General features: G+C 58.4%; 13 protein-coding genes. 1 reads left to right on the top strand and 12 read right to left on the bottom strand.

Features of this window, described 5'->3' with window-relative positions:
- Entirely contained in the window at nt 1-1,290 is a 1,290-nt protein-coding gene (gene gltA, locus N7578_RS15505) for a citrate synthase (protein WP_138795469.1), read from the top strand.
- A 129-nt stretch (nt 1,291-1,419) separates the two neighbouring features.
- Here the strand turns inward: gltA and lpxB are convergent, their stop codons facing one another.
- The 12 genes from lpxB to tsf form a co-directional block, all read right to left on the bottom strand.
- Nucleotides 1,420-2,601 (bottom strand): lipid-A-disaccharide synthase, encoded by a 1,182-nt coding sequence (gene lpxB / locus N7578_RS15500; RefSeq protein ID WP_311111181.1) that lies wholly within the window; start codon nt 2,599-2,601, stop codon nt 1,420-1,422.
- Complete coding sequence (locus N7578_RS15495) at nt 2,601-3,464, bottom strand: LpxI family protein (protein ID WP_311111180.1); 864 nt, start codon at nt 3,462-3,464, stop codon at nt 2,601-2,603. The genes lpxB and N7578_RS15495 overlap by 1 nt, the downstream gene beginning before the upstream one ends.
- Nucleotides 3,465-3,467: 3 nt before the next feature.
- Nucleotides 3,468-4,283: an acyl-ACP--UDP-N-acetylglucosamine O-acyltransferase gene (lpxA, locus tag N7578_RS15490; RefSeq protein WP_311111179.1), complete on the bottom strand. Its 816-nt coding sequence runs from the start codon at nt 4,281-4,283 to the stop codon at nt 3,468-3,470.
- On the bottom strand, nt 4,280-4,747 hold the full coding sequence (gene fabZ / locus N7578_RS15485; protein WP_311111178.1) for a 3-hydroxyacyl-ACP dehydratase FabZ: 468 nt from the start codon (nt 4,745-4,747) through the stop codon (nt 4,280-4,282). The genes lpxA and fabZ overlap by 4 nt, the downstream gene beginning before the upstream one ends.
- Nucleotides 4,740-5,807, bottom strand: a complete 1,068-nt coding sequence (gene lpxD / locus N7578_RS15480) for a UDP-3-O-(3-hydroxymyristoyl)glucosamine N-acyltransferase (protein ID WP_311111177.1) — start codon at nt 5,805-5,807, stop codon at nt 4,740-4,742. Before lpxD ends, fabZ begins: the two co-directional genes overlap by 8 nt.
- Nucleotides 5,808-5,856: 49 nt before the next feature.
- Nucleotides 5,857-8,181 carry an outer membrane protein assembly factor BamA gene (gene bamA, locus N7578_RS15475; protein WP_311111176.1) on the bottom strand — a complete coding sequence of 775 codons (2,325 nt, stop codon included), beginning with the start codon at nt 8,179-8,181 and terminating at the stop codon, nt 5,857-5,859.
- Between the two features lie 199 nt (nt 8,182-8,380).
- Nucleotides 8,381-9,502, bottom strand: coding sequence for an RIP metalloprotease RseP (gene rseP / locus N7578_RS15470; protein ID WP_311112523.1), 1,122 nt, complete (start codon nt 9,500-9,502; stop codon nt 8,381-8,383).
- A gap of 48 nt (nt 9,503-9,550) precedes the next feature.
- The gene (locus N7578_RS15465) at nt 9,551-10,384 is read right to left on the bottom strand and encodes a phosphatidate cytidylyltransferase (RefSeq protein WP_311111175.1); all 834 of its coding nucleotides are present in this window, start codon (nt 10,382-10,384) and stop codon (nt 9,551-9,553) included.
- Nucleotides 10,384-11,130: an isoprenyl transferase gene (locus tag N7578_RS15460; protein ID WP_311111174.1), complete on the bottom strand. Its 747-nt coding sequence runs from the start codon at nt 11,128-11,130 to the stop codon at nt 10,384-10,386. The genes N7578_RS15465 and N7578_RS15460 overlap by 1 nt, the downstream gene beginning before the upstream one ends.
- A gap of 63 nt (nt 11,131-11,193) precedes the next feature.
- Nucleotides 11,194-11,751 carry a ribosome recycling factor gene (gene frr / locus N7578_RS15455; protein WP_311111173.1) on the bottom strand — a complete coding sequence of 186 codons (558 nt, stop codon included), beginning with the start codon at nt 11,749-11,751 and terminating at the stop codon, nt 11,194-11,196.
- Between the two features lie 66 nt (nt 11,752-11,817).
- The gene (gene pyrH / locus N7578_RS15450; protein ID WP_311112522.1) at nt 11,818-12,540 is read right to left on the bottom strand and encodes a UMP kinase; all 723 of its coding nucleotides are present in this window, start codon (nt 12,538-12,540) and stop codon (nt 11,818-11,820) included.
- A 97-nt stretch (nt 12,541-12,637) separates the two neighbouring features.
- Nucleotides 12,638-13,564 carry a translation elongation factor Ts gene (tsf, locus tag N7578_RS15445; RefSeq protein ID WP_311111172.1) on the bottom strand — a complete coding sequence of 309 codons (927 nt, stop codon included), beginning with the start codon at nt 13,562-13,564 and terminating at the stop codon, nt 12,638-12,640.
- Nucleotides 13,565-13,659: the final 95 nt, after the last annotated feature.

Genomic DNA, 13,659 nt, shown 5'->3' with positions numbered 1-13,659 from the left:
ATGACGGAAAAAAGCGCTACAGTGACACTTGGCGATAAACAGGTCGAACTCCCGGTACGGGAAGGCACGATCGGACCAAACGTCGTCGATATCGGCACGCTGTACAAACACACAGGGTCTTTCACCTACGACCCTGGTTTCACGTCCACCGCCTCCTGTGAATCCAAGATCACCTACATCGACGGCGACGAAGGCGTTCTGCTTCACCGGGGCTATCCGATCGAGCAGCTCGCCGAACAGGGCGACTTCCTCGAAACCTGCTACCTGCTGCTCTACGGCGAACTGCCTACCTCTGCGCAGAAGAAGGACTTCGACACCCGCGTTACGCGCCACACCATGGTGCATGAGCAGATGAGCCGATTCTTCACCGGCTACCGTCGCGACGCACACCCGATGGCCGTCATGTGCGGTACCGTCGGCGCGCTTTCCGCCTTCTACCACGACTCGACCGACATCACCGATCCGCACCAGCGCATGGTCGCTTCGCTGCGCATGATCGCCAAGATGCCGACGATCGCCGCGATGGCCTACAAGTACCACATCGGCCAGCCCTTCGTTTACCCCAAGAACGATCTGGATTACGCCTCCAACTTCCTGCACATGTGCTTTGCCGTACCGTGCGAAGAGTACAAGGTCGATCCGGTTCTGGCCCGCGCCATGGATCGCATCTTCATCCTGCACGCCGATCACGAGCAGAACGCTTCCACCTCGACGGTGCGTCTTGCCGGTTCTTCGGGTGCAAACCCGTTCGCCTGTATCGCTGCTGGCATCGCCTGCCTCTGGGGTCCGGCACATGGCGGCGCGAACGAAGCTGCGCTCAACATGCTCAACGAAATCGGTTCGGTTGACCGCATTCCTGAGTACATCGCCCGCGCCAAGGACAAGAACGATCCGTTCCGCCTGATGGGCTTTGGCCACCGCGTCTACAAGAACTACGACCCGCGCGCCAAGATCATGCAGAAGACGATGTACGAAGTGCTGGAAGCAACCGGCAACTCCGACGATCCGATCATGCAGGTCGCGCTGGAACTGGAAAAGATCGCTCTTTCCGATCCGTACTTCGTCGAAAAGAAACTGTATCCGAACGTCGACTTCTACTCCGGCATTACGCTGAAGGCTCTCGGCTTCCCCACGACCATGTTCACTGTTCTGTTCGCTCTTGCCCGTACCGTCGGCTGGATCGCACAGTGGAACGAGATGATCGAAGATCCGCAGCAGCGCATCGGCCGTCCGCGCCAGCTCTACACGGGCGCAGGCAAGCGCGACTATGTTCCGGTTTCCAAGCGCTAAGCGCCGGCAACCAGCCCACCAAAAAGGCCGACGGGGAAACCCGCCGGCCTTTTTTTCATTGAAGAGTTTCAGAACTGGACGTATGCGCGGCGCGATATTGGAAAGCCCGGTACCCGCTCTATCGCAATCCTATCCGCGTTGACCGCGCTTGCGTGCCACTTCGAGGAGAATGCGAGCGCCGGTTTCACCCGGAGGCACGTCGGTGTGCAAACGCTCCTGCACCACCGCGTACCCTTCCAGCATCGCACGCCGCTGAAGCGTGTCCGACGAAAGACGCTCGGCCCAGCGCAACATGGAGCCGGCGCGGACAACCTCGTTGAAATACTCAGGTACTACCACATAATCGGCGATAAGATTCGGCAATGCTCCCGTCCAGGTTTTGACGCGCTTGCTGAGCATGGTGAAAATCCAGTCGGTCTTGTAGACGGAGATGGTCGGAACCGTCGCCAGCGCAAGCTCAAGAATGACCGTGCCCGAGGCAGCGATGGCCGCGTCAGCTTCGGCAAAGGCCTGCCATTTGAAATCAGCGCCAACACCGATTTCCGGCCTGATGTTTTCCGGCCAGCCTGCTGCCATTTCACGAATACGCTTTTCCTGGCGGGATACTGTCGGCAAGACAAAACGCGCTGGTCCGTTACGCTCCACAAACGCCTTCGCCGCCTCCTGAAAAGGCTCCATCAGCCGCGTCGTTTCCGTCGACCTTGAGCCGGGCAACAGGAGAATTGTGCGAGCTTCGCCAGCCTCTGGCAAAGCGCGCTCGGCCCGCTTTTTTCGCACCGCCAGCAAATCCGGATCGACGCTCAGGCGATGGCCGACAAAGGTCGTGGGCGGTCCGCCCAGCCGTTTCATCGCATCCGGCTCGAACGGCAATAATGCGAGAACGTGATCGACATAGGACAGCATCGCTTTGGCCCGGTATTCCTTCCAGGCCCAGACACTGGGGCAAACATAATTGACCACCGGCAGATCCGGTAACGCCTGCCGTACCTTCCTGGCGACACGATGGGTGAAATCCGGGCTATCGATGATGAGCAGAACATCGGGCTTTTCCGCAATAATCCCGAGCGCCGTCTGTTTTATCCGCGCGATGAGTTTCGGCAGCTTCTTCAGAACCTGCGTGAACCCCATGATGGAGAGTTCCGAATAGTCGAAAAACGACGCCAGGCCCTCCGCCTCCAGCGCTTCTCCCCCCACGCCGACAAGCTGGACCTCGCCCGCATATTGTGTCTTCAGCGCCCGTATCAGGTCCGCCCCAAGAAGATCGCCGGATACTTCACCGGCGATCACGGCAACCTTCAGCGTTTCAGCCATCAGATCATATCCCCATCAAGTGACGTATCGATGCCGCAAACGAAAATGCCGTGTGCATCGGCTGCTTTCAACATGGCATCCCGATCGAGAACAAGCGCCCTGCCCGCTTCGACCGCAATGCCCGCAAGGCCTGCTCTCGCGGCATTCTGGACCGTCTCGATACCGATGGTCGGCAAATCGGCCCTGATGTCCTGCTGCGGTTTGCAGAGCTTGACGAGAACGCCCTTGCGACGGGCAGAAATGCGTCCTTCGGCCCGAAGCGTAGCAACTCGTCCGAGCATCGCGTCCGTCCCTTCAACGCCCTCCAGCGCCACGATTCGTCCGCCCACGGAGACGGCACCTTGCCCGACATCGAGGGTGCCGAGCGCAAGCGCAGCCTTAGCCGCCTTGCGGATATCGCGCAGGTCTTCTTCCTGCGGTTTGTGAAGACCAAACGGACCAGTGGTGGCGAGAAGACCGGGCGCGATCTCGTGCGCACCGATTACCCGCGCACCCAGCGTTTCGATGATCTTGATGACCATCTGCAGCACGGTGTCATCACCGCCGGACAACAACGTCCGGACGATTGACGGCAGCCGAAGCAATATCTTCGCAGCAGGGCGAATTTCACGCCATTCAGGGCGGCGCGCCACGGCGCCGGAGAGAACGACACGATCTATGCCCTTCTCCTTGAGCAACCTGCCAAGGCCTGCGACATCGCCGACACTGATGACGGCGCTGTCGAAGCCCTGCCAATCAAGATTCGAATCATCACGCAGGCGGACAACGAACGGGTTTTCGCCCATGTCGCGCGCCGCGCCAGCCACGTACAGCGGCAACTGCCCGCTGCCCGCAATGATGGCGAGGCGCCCGCGGTTCTCCACGGCTTACTTGCCCCGGTTCGGCGAAGAAATAGGCCGGTCGGTCGCTGCGAGGATGAAGTCGAGAACCTCAAGCGCCTGCGGGCAATCGGCGTAGTCTGCGCGTTCGATGGCGGCCGCATTGACGCGGATTGCGCCTTCGTTTTCGAAGACCTGCTTGAAGATACGGCGTACCTTGTGGATATCCGCCCGTTCAATGCCCGCGCGCGTCATGCCAACAACGTTGAGGCCACCGAGAATACCCGGATTGCCATTCAGCATGCCGTAAGGGATGACATCGTAATTGACGGCGGAGAGCCCGCCGATAAACGCCTGACGGCCGATGCGCGTGAACTGGTGCACGGCGCAACCGCCACCGAGAATAGCACGATCTCCGACGACAACGTGACCGGCCAGCATGACATTGTTCGACAGAACAATGTGGTCACCAAGAATACAATCATGCGCGACATGCGAATTGGCAAGGAACAGATTGTCATCGCCAACGACGGTCTTGCTTCCGCCATCCGAGCTGCCGGCATTCATCGTCACGCCTTCGCGCATCGTGCAGCGCGCGCCGATTGTCAGCGTCGTTTCAGAACCGTCATGGCGGATTGCCTGCGGCGGGCCGCCAATGACGGCCATGGGATAAACGACCGAGTTCTCACCGATCACCGTGTTGCCGGTTACGACAGCGTGGTTCAGCAGCTTGACGCCATCGCGCAAAGTCACTTTCGGTCCGACATAGCTGAAAGGACCGATGGAAACATTTTCTCCGATCACGGCGCCGTCTTCGACAACCGCGCTTGGATGAATTGTGGCCGAAGCCGCGATCTTGCTCATTGCTGATCCTCAGGGATCATCATCGCGCCGACATCCGCCTCGGCAACCAGTGCGCCGTCGACTTTCGCCTCGCAATGGAACTTCCATACATTACCACGCTGGCGCTGCTTCACGACATGAATTTCCAGACGATCGCCCGGAACGACAGGCTTGCGGAACCGGGCATTGTCGATCGTCATGAAATAGACGAGATAGCCCCCATCACCCTGATTGCGGGCACAGATTGCGCCAGCCGTCTGGGCCATGGCTTCCACGATCAGGACACCAGGCATAATCGGACGATCAGGGAAATGGCCGGTGAAGTGCGGCTCATTGACCGTTACGTTCTTGATGCCGATTGCCGAATTGTCGCCATCGATCTCAATGATCTTGTCGATGAGCAAAAACGGATAACGATGCGGCAGCAGCTTCATCACTTCCAGAATGTCAGCCGCGCCAAGCGTCGTCTTCGTTTCTTCAGCCATTGTTTTTTTCTCCTGTTTTTTTATCACGCTCTTCGGCGCGGGCCAGAATATCGGCCATGTCGCGCAGGAAATGCTTCATGGGACGGGCGGGTACGCCACCGTATCGCGCACCTGCCGGTACATCGGCAACGACACCGCTCATCGCGGCGATCTGAACGCCGTCCCCGATCGTGATGTGGCCATTCACGCCCACCGCTCCGCCAATCATCACCCCGTCGCCGATACGGGTGCTGCCCGCAATGCCGACCTTGCTGACGATGCCGCAATGGCGACCGATGCGGACGTTGTGACCGATCTGGACCTGATTGTCGATCTTCGTGCCTTCGCCGATGACCGTGTCATCCATTGTACCGCGATCGATTGTTGTATTGGCACCGATCTCGACATGATCCTGAATGATGACGCGGCCGATCTGCACGATCTTGAGCATGCCACGCGGACCCGGTGCATACCCAAAACCGTCCTGGCCGATACGTGCGCCGTTGTGGATGATGACATTGTTCCCAAGCAGCGACACCAGAATGCTGGCACCGCCCGCAATCGTACAGTCACGGCCGACCTGGACGTTGGGACCAATGATCGCGCCTGGCCCGATACGCGTACCCGCGCCGATGCGGGCACCTGCACCGATCACCGCAAACGGCTCGACGATCACGCCATCTTCCAGGTGTGCACTTGGATCAACATGCGCGGCAGCCGACACTTCCGTCTCGACATGACCGATCATCGACGGACGCATCGCGGCCGGATGCAACAGGGCACCAACCTGCGCAAAGAGTGTATGCGGCGTCTTCGAGATCAATGCCGGAATATGGGAAGGGACAGCGCCTGCAAGGGCGGCGTCACAAATGACGGCAGCCGCTTCGCATGTCAGCAATTCCTCGCGGTTCTTGCGGGAAAGAATGTAGCAGAGCTGGTCGGATTTTGCCCTGTAGACGGGCGCGACGGATCTTACGATCCGCTCGCCAGCCGCCTCATCAGACAGTTCCGCCCCAAGACGGTCTGCGATATCTTTCAATCGCATTCCTTCGTGGGGCGGAAAAAAGCCGTTGTATTCCATCAGACGGAAACTCCAGAACGTTCAAAGTTGCAGTTCTGGACTGCCGATATCAGAAAGTGTTGGACATGCCAAACCGGAAACGCTGTTCCTCGTCGTAGTCTTCCTTCGCGAAAGGTACGGCGTAATCGACGCGGATCGGGCCAAACGGCGACGCCCACATCACACCGATACCAGCCGATGCGCGAATGGAATTGTCGTCCTGAACGGTCTGCGTAGTGGAAACCTTGTTTCCGTACATCGTACCGGCATCGACAAAACCAGCAAGACGCAGGCCGAAGTCTTCCGGAACGCCCGGCATCGGAGCGGTGATTTCAGCAGAAGCCGCGAAGTAGGTTGTACCACCGATGGAGTCGTTACCGATACGCGGACCGATACCATCGTTCTTGAAGCCGCGAACCTGACGGCCACCGAACTTGAACTGGTCGAAGACGAGCAGGTTGTCACCCGTCGGTGCAACATGGCCAGCCTGCCCCGTCAGCGAGCCGATGACATCGTACTCATCCGAGAAGGTGTAGTAATAACGGGCCTTCGCGTAGATCTTGTAGTATTCGGAATCACCGCCAAGACCTGCGAACTCGTTCGTGAGCTGCGCCTGCCAGCCTTCGCGTGGCATGTTGCGGTCATCGAGCGTGTTGTAGTTCAATACGTTCGCAATGATCGACTGGGTCCAGTCTTCGCCGCGAATCAGATCCTGATACGGCTGAGCGAGGTTGGCAGGGTTTTGCCAATCGCCTTCGCCGTCGTAATTGATCTGCTTGTAGGTGTACTTGAAGGTCGTAGACACATCTTCCGTGATCGGCGCCGTTACGCGCAGCGTGAAGCCCTGTTCGTCGTAGTCGTAATAGTCTTCGCTACGGCTCTGGCTCTTAAACAGGTCGAAACCTGCTGCCAGACGGTAACCAAGGAAGTAGGGCTCGGTAAAGGACAGCGTATAGCTGCGCGCATCGTCTTCGCCCGCACCTGCCGCAAGGCGAATGTACTGGCCGCGACCGAGGAAGTTCTTCTCTTCGACAGACGCTTCAAGCAGCACGCCGTCGTTCTGCGAGTAACCTGCACCGATACCGAACGAGCCGGTCGCCTGATCTTCAACATCGACAACGATAACGACACGATCCGGCGCACTGCCGCCAGTCGTCGAAACATTGACCTTCGAGAAGTAACCGAGAGCTTCCAGACGACGCTTCGCAGACGTCACGATGGACTGGTTGAAGGCATCGCCTTCGGAGATGTCGAACTCGCGGCGAATAACGTAGTCGCGCGTGCGGGTGTTGCCGCGGATTTCAATGCGTTCGACGTAAGCGCGCTCGCCCTGATCGACGATGTAGGTCACACCAACGGTGTTGCCGCCCATATCACGGTCGCCACGCGGCGTGACGCGTGCGAAGGGATAACCTTCGGCAGCAACACGCTTGTTGATGGCTTCCATGCTCTGCTGAACTTCCTTGGCGCTGTATGTTGCGCCCTGACGAGTCTCGAGCAGGCCCTGCAGTTCAGCGCCATCGACGCCCGGAACGGTCGATTCAACCGCAACGTTGCCGAAGTCGTACTTCTGACCTTCATCAACCGTGACGGTGATGTTGTATTCGTTCTTGGACTCGTCCAGCACAGCCTCGGACGACACGACGCGGAAGTCGGCGTAACCACGGTTGTAGTAGAACTGGCGCAGCGCCTCTTCGTCGGCGCGCAGCTTGTCCTCGTTGTAAACGTCCTTACGCGTCAGGAACGACAGCATGTTGGACTTCTTGGTGTTGATAACGGCAGCCAGACGGCCATCGCTATAGGCATTGTTGCCAACGAAATCGATGCGGCCGATCTTCGTGCGCTCGCCTTCATTGATAACGAAGGCGATGTTTACGCGCCCCTGACCGACGGAAACGGTCTGCGTCGTGACTTCGACGTCGCTGCGACCGATCGCGGCATAGGCTTCCTTGATGCGGGCGATATCCGCAGTGACAAGCGCCTGATTGAACGGGCCGAGCGGCTGCGTCGAGACGACACCCGTCAGCTTCTCGTCCTTGATCTTCCGGTTGCCGTTGAACACAACCTGGTTGACCATCTGGTTTTCACTGACGGTAACAACCAGTGCATTGCCGGCGACGCGCATGGAGACATTCGAGAAGTACCCGGTGGCGTAAAGACGCTTCACCGATTCATCGATGTCCGAATTGGAAAAATTGCGTCCGGGCGCGATGGTGATGTTCGAACGTACGGATTCGGCACCTGCTCTTTCGGCGCCACGAACATCAATCCTGCTGACAACGGCGGCATTCGCTGCACCCGCTGAAGCAAGCACTCCCAAGCCCGCAACCGAAGAAACACCAGCAGACAGCGCAACCGCCGACACCGCGTTCAAAAATTTTGAACCAGCCTTCATTTCAATTCTTACCTTTTTACGTTGTCCCTCAGCGGGCGGAACCCGACTCCGGCCATCTGCGTCGTTTTACCTGCTTTTCCTCTACAAGCAAGCGCGAACGTTAATTTCTGTTTACTTCGTGACCTACAGTGGCTCATTCGCCACTTCGGCATAAAAACAAGGTAAACAAGTCGCTAACAAAATCGATAAAACACCCCATTCAGCCAATCAAGCTGCTGATATCATTCCATGTTGCGAATACCATCAGACTGAAGATCATGGCAAGCCCGATGCGAAAGGCAACTTCCTGCGCGCCAGCGCCAAGCGGCCTGCCGCGTATCGCCTCTATCGCATAAAACACCAGATGACCACCGTCCAGAACCGGGACAGGCATCAGGTTGAGAAGTCCGATCGATACTGAGAGCACCGCTGCAAGCTGAATGACGGCCGAGATCCCAAGCGTTGCCATCTGACCGGATGCCTGCGCCACCCGCACCGGACCACCCAGCTGATCCGCGTTCATGCGGCCGGTCACAAGGTTTCCGATGTAGTTGAAAGTGCCCGTTATGACGTGGCCGGTTTCCCTTACGCCCTCGAGCACAGCCTCACCCGGCGTGTAGGTGATATGCCGGAAATTGCCGCTGCTCTGGTCGGTCACGATACCGATGATACCCATCTCCAGCTTGTTGCCGAACTGGTCTGTTGTTTCGGTGCGGGTCGGCACCATCGGCAGGCGAAGCTCCTCACCTGCCCGCTCGACGGTCACGACGATCGGCGTGCCGGGACGAATGCCGACGTAACGGCGCACGTCCTCAAATGTCTTCACTTTTTCATTATCGATGGCGATCAGACGATCCCCTGCCAGAACACCCGCCTCGGCGGCAGCGCTGTCTGGGCGCACTTCCGCGACGACGGGATCGGCAATCATGCGACCATAAATACCGAAAAGGACAGCAAATATCAGAATCGCGAGAATGAAATTGGCAATCGGGCCAGCCGCGACCGTCGCGGCTCGCTTCCAAAGCTTCGCTCCCGACAGGGTCTGAGCGCGCTCTTCAAGCGACATGTGGGACAGGCCGGAACTGTCGGGTTTGCTCGATGCGTCTTCGTCGCCGAAGAAACGGACATAGCCGCCGAGCGGTATTGCGGAAATCTTCCAGCGCGTGCCATGGCGGTCGGTGAATCCGATCAGCTCCGGCCCGAAACCGACAGAGAACGCCGTGGAGCGTATGCCGCACCACCTGCCGACCAGATAGTGGCCCATCTCATGCACGAAAACGAGCAGCGACAGAACGAGAATGAAGGGAATGATATAGCCGGTCAAAAAACCGGCTGCGGCCATTACTGTGCTCATGACTAGCCTCTTACTCCAATGACCCGTCGCACAGCTTCAAAACCCTGGCAACAGGCCGCCGCGCGATCCGGGCGCATCGCCGGTAACCGCCGCATGCACGAACGCAATGACGAACACGGTAAAGCAGGCAAAAACAAGACCATCAACCCGATCCATGAAACCGCCATGGCCGGGAATGAGATGACTGGAATCCTTGACCTGAAAACGACGCTTGATGAAGGATTCAAAAAGGTCGCCAATCTGGCTGAAGACGGAAAGCACCAGCGCCAACCCGAGAATGACAAACCCTACCCGGCCGTTAAATGCGAAGAAGACCGCTGACCCGCCGATCAGCGCCGCGACGGTGCCACCGATGGCTCCCGACCAGGTTTTTCCCGGTGAAATCGAAGGTGCAAGTTTCGGTCCTCCGATGGCGCGCCCCACAAAGTAAGCGAGGATATCCGTAGACCAGACGACGGCGAAGATGAATAGGATCGAAACTAAACCTATCAGATCATCACTGCGAATGGCGGCAAGCGAAATTGCGCTCAGACCCGCATAGAAAATACCACCGACGAGCCACCAGTTCGGGCCCCTCAAAATAGGAAACACCGCAGCCGTCAGGGCAAAGCCTGACAAGAGCGGCAGGTCCAGCGATGTCTCGCCAAAAATCATGTTACCGGCGATGACCGCAACCGAGAACCAGCCCCAGGCGTTGCCGGCGGGGTTGGCTTCGGAAAGACGGGTGATCGAGGACCACTCGTAATAGATGAGAATCGCCAGAAGCCCCGCAACAACACGGAACAGGATTCCGCCGTACCAGGTCGCGGTCAGGATGATCGCCGCCATGACGATCGCGGATATGATCCGCAGTCTGAGTTCAGCGCTCATCAGGCGCCCGCCACAGCAACCTGATCGGCCAAGCCGCCGAAACGGCGATCACGCGTCGCATATTGCTCGATTGCAGAAAAGAAATGCTGGCGATCGAAATCCGGCCAATAATCGGGAACGAACAGAAACTCGGAATAGGCGGCCTGCCAGAGCAGGAAGTTCGACAACCGCTCTTCGCCGCTGGTGCGGATGATCAGATCGGGATCAGGAATACCTGCCGTGTCGAGACGCGCCGAAATCATCTCAGGCGTTATCGCCGAGGCATCCAGCCTGCCCTCCGCAACATCACGCGCAAGCGAGGAGGCAGCACGGGCAATTTCGTCGCGACTACCGTAATTGAACGCGATAACAAGCGTCAGCTTCGTGTTGTCACGCGTCATATGCTCGGCTTCCTCGAGAAGCGAGCGAATGTCACCCTTCAGGGACGCGCGATCACCGATGACGCGAACACGCACGTTCTCGCGATGCAGTTCGGCCATGTCCCTGCGGATGAATGCCTTCAGCAACCCCATCAGATCGTTGACCTCGGCCTCCGGCCGGCGCCAGTTTTCCGACGAGAATGCAAACAGCGTCAGATAGGAAATGCCGGTTTCGCCTGCGGCGCGCACGGTTTCGCGTACAGCCTCGACGCCGCGGCGGTGGCCCATGACACGCGGAAGACCGCGCTGCTTTGCCCAACGCCCGTTACCATCCATAATGATGGCGACGTGCTCGGGAATTGAGGAACGTGTCGTCGTCGTCGGCATATCGATCCAATGTAGGCAGCGCGGAATTAAAACGAATAAAATACAGTTCTGTCGTGATTGCGATCAGACCTGCATGATTTCCTTTTCCTTCTCGCCAAGCAAGCGGTCAATTTCCGAAATCGTGTCGTCGGTCATTTTCTGTACCTTTTCCGACTGTCCACGGCTTTCGTCCTGACCGATGTCGCCATCCTTTTCGGCTTTTTTCAGACCATCCATGCCATCGCGGCGAACGTGGCGAATCGCCACCTTGGCCTTTTCGGCATAGTCATGGGCGACCTTGACGAGCGACTTGCGACGCTCTTCGTTCAGTTCTGGCAGCGGAATACGCAGGTTCTGGCCGTCAACGATCGGGTTGAGACCGAGGTTGGATTCGCGGATCGCGCGGTCGACGGCGTTCACCATCGACTTGTCCCATATATTGACGCCGAGCATGCGCGGCTCCGGAACGGTGATGTTGGCCACCTGGTTCAGCGGTACACGCGAACCGTAGGCGTCGATCGTTACCGGATCGAGAATGTTTGCCGACGCGCGACCAGTGCGCAGCGCCGCGATATCGCTCTTGAATGCATTGATGGCGCCATCCATACGGCGCTTGATATCGGTGAGGTCAACACCACTCATTTGATACTCCATCTCTGTCGGCCATAAGGGCCGTATTCCGCGCGTGGCGGCGTCATTCGATTCCGGTTATTTGTCGTGCACGATGGTCTTGCGGCCGCCGCCGGTCAATATCTGTGCGAAGCCGCCCTTCTCGTGAATCGAGAAAACGATGATCGGAATGTGGTTTTCACGGGCGAGCGCAACAGCTGCAACGTCCATCACCGCAAGACCCTTGCCGAGAACTTCCGAATGGGTCAACTCGTCGAAGCGGGTCGCTGTCGGATCCTTCTTCGGATCAGCGGAGTAGATACCGTCAACCTGCGTTCCCTTGAAGATCGCTTCGGCACCAATTTCGGCAGCGCGCAGCGCCGCAGCGGAGTCGGTTGTGAAGAACGGGTTGCCCGTGCCGCCAGCGAAAATCACCACGCGACCCTGCGCGATATGATGGAGCGCTGCACGCTGCGAAAAGCTTTCGCAGATTTCCGGCATGGCGATTGCGGAAAGAACGACGGTATCGATGCTGAGCTTTCTCAGCGAGGTCGCGAGCGCGAGCGCGTTGATGACGGTCGCCAGCATGCCCATATGGTCGCCGGTGACGCGGTCGCCACCCTTGGAGGCAACAGCAACACCGCGGAAAATATTGCCGCCGCCGACGACGACGCCGACTTCAACATTCATCGCCCTTGCTTCGGCGATATCGGAGGCGATCCGGTCTGCGACCGCAACATCGATACCAAAACCCTGGTCGCCCATAAGAGCTTCACCGGAAGCCTTGAGCAGGACACGTTTATAGAGCGGCTTGGAAGACATCATGACTCCTCGGAAATGTAACCGACACGCGGATACACGAAGGGCACCGCGTTGTCACGCGATGCCCTCCCGTTTCCCCAAGATTGGGTAAATATAATCAGCCCTTGGCGACTGCAGCGACTTCTGCCGCGAAATCGCTTTCTTCCTTCTCGACGCCTTCGCCGAGCAGAAGGCGAACCATGCCCGTAACTTCGATGGAAGCACCGGCTTCCTTTTCGGCTGCCTTTACGGCTTCACCGACGGTCACGTCAGGGTTGATGACGAAAGCCTGCGAAAGAAGAGCGACTTCTTCGAAGAACTTGCGCATGCGGCCTTCAACCATCTTCTCGATGATTGCTTCCGGCTTGCCGGATTCGCGAGCCTGCTCGATGAACACGTTGCGTTCGCGCTCGGCAACGCCAGCGTCGACTTCTTCAGCACGGATTGCGAGCGGGTTGGTTGCAGCGATGTGCATGGCAACCTGACGGCCGATCGAGGTCAGGACAGCCTTGTCGCCTTCCGACTTCAGGGCAACCAGAACGCCGAGCTTGCCGATGCCGTCGCCAGCAGCGTTGTGGATGTAGGTCGCAACAACGCCGTGCTCGACTTCGAGGGCCGCCGAACGGCGCAGCGTCATGTTTTCGCCGATGGTGGCGATTGCGTCCTTGATGGTGTCAGCAACGATCTTGCCGGTTGCCGGGTAGGTCGCAGCAGCAATGGCTTCAACAGAACCGTCGGTCGTCAGGGCAACGTTGGCGATGCCGCGAACGAGATCCTGGAAGGCGTCGTTGCGGGCAACGAAGTCGGTTTCCGAGTTGAGCTCAACGACAACAGCCTTGTGCCCTGCGCCGGCGATGGCGATGAGACCTTCAGCAGCAGCGCGACCAGCCTTCTTGTCGGCCTTGGAGATACCCTTGGCGCGGAGCCAGTCGATCGATGCTTCGATGTCGCCGTTGTTTTCGAGCAGCGCCTTCTTGCAGTCCATCATGCCTGCGCCAGACTTCTCGCGCAGTTCCTTTACCATTGCGGCTGTGATTTCGCTCATTGTGTGCCTCTTGTCGGTTCGGTCGGTTACGACGCGTCTGCGTCAGCCCGAAATCGGATTTTGGGAACGAATGTACCCGGAACTGTGACAGCGTG

Source organism: Agrobacterium tumefaciens (assembly GCF_031801495.1).
Taxonomy (GTDB): domain Bacteria; phylum Pseudomonadota; class Alphaproteobacteria; order Rhizobiales; family Rhizobiaceae; genus Agrobacterium; species Agrobacterium tumefaciens_K.
This window is presented reverse-complemented; position numbering and strand designations above follow the sequence as displayed.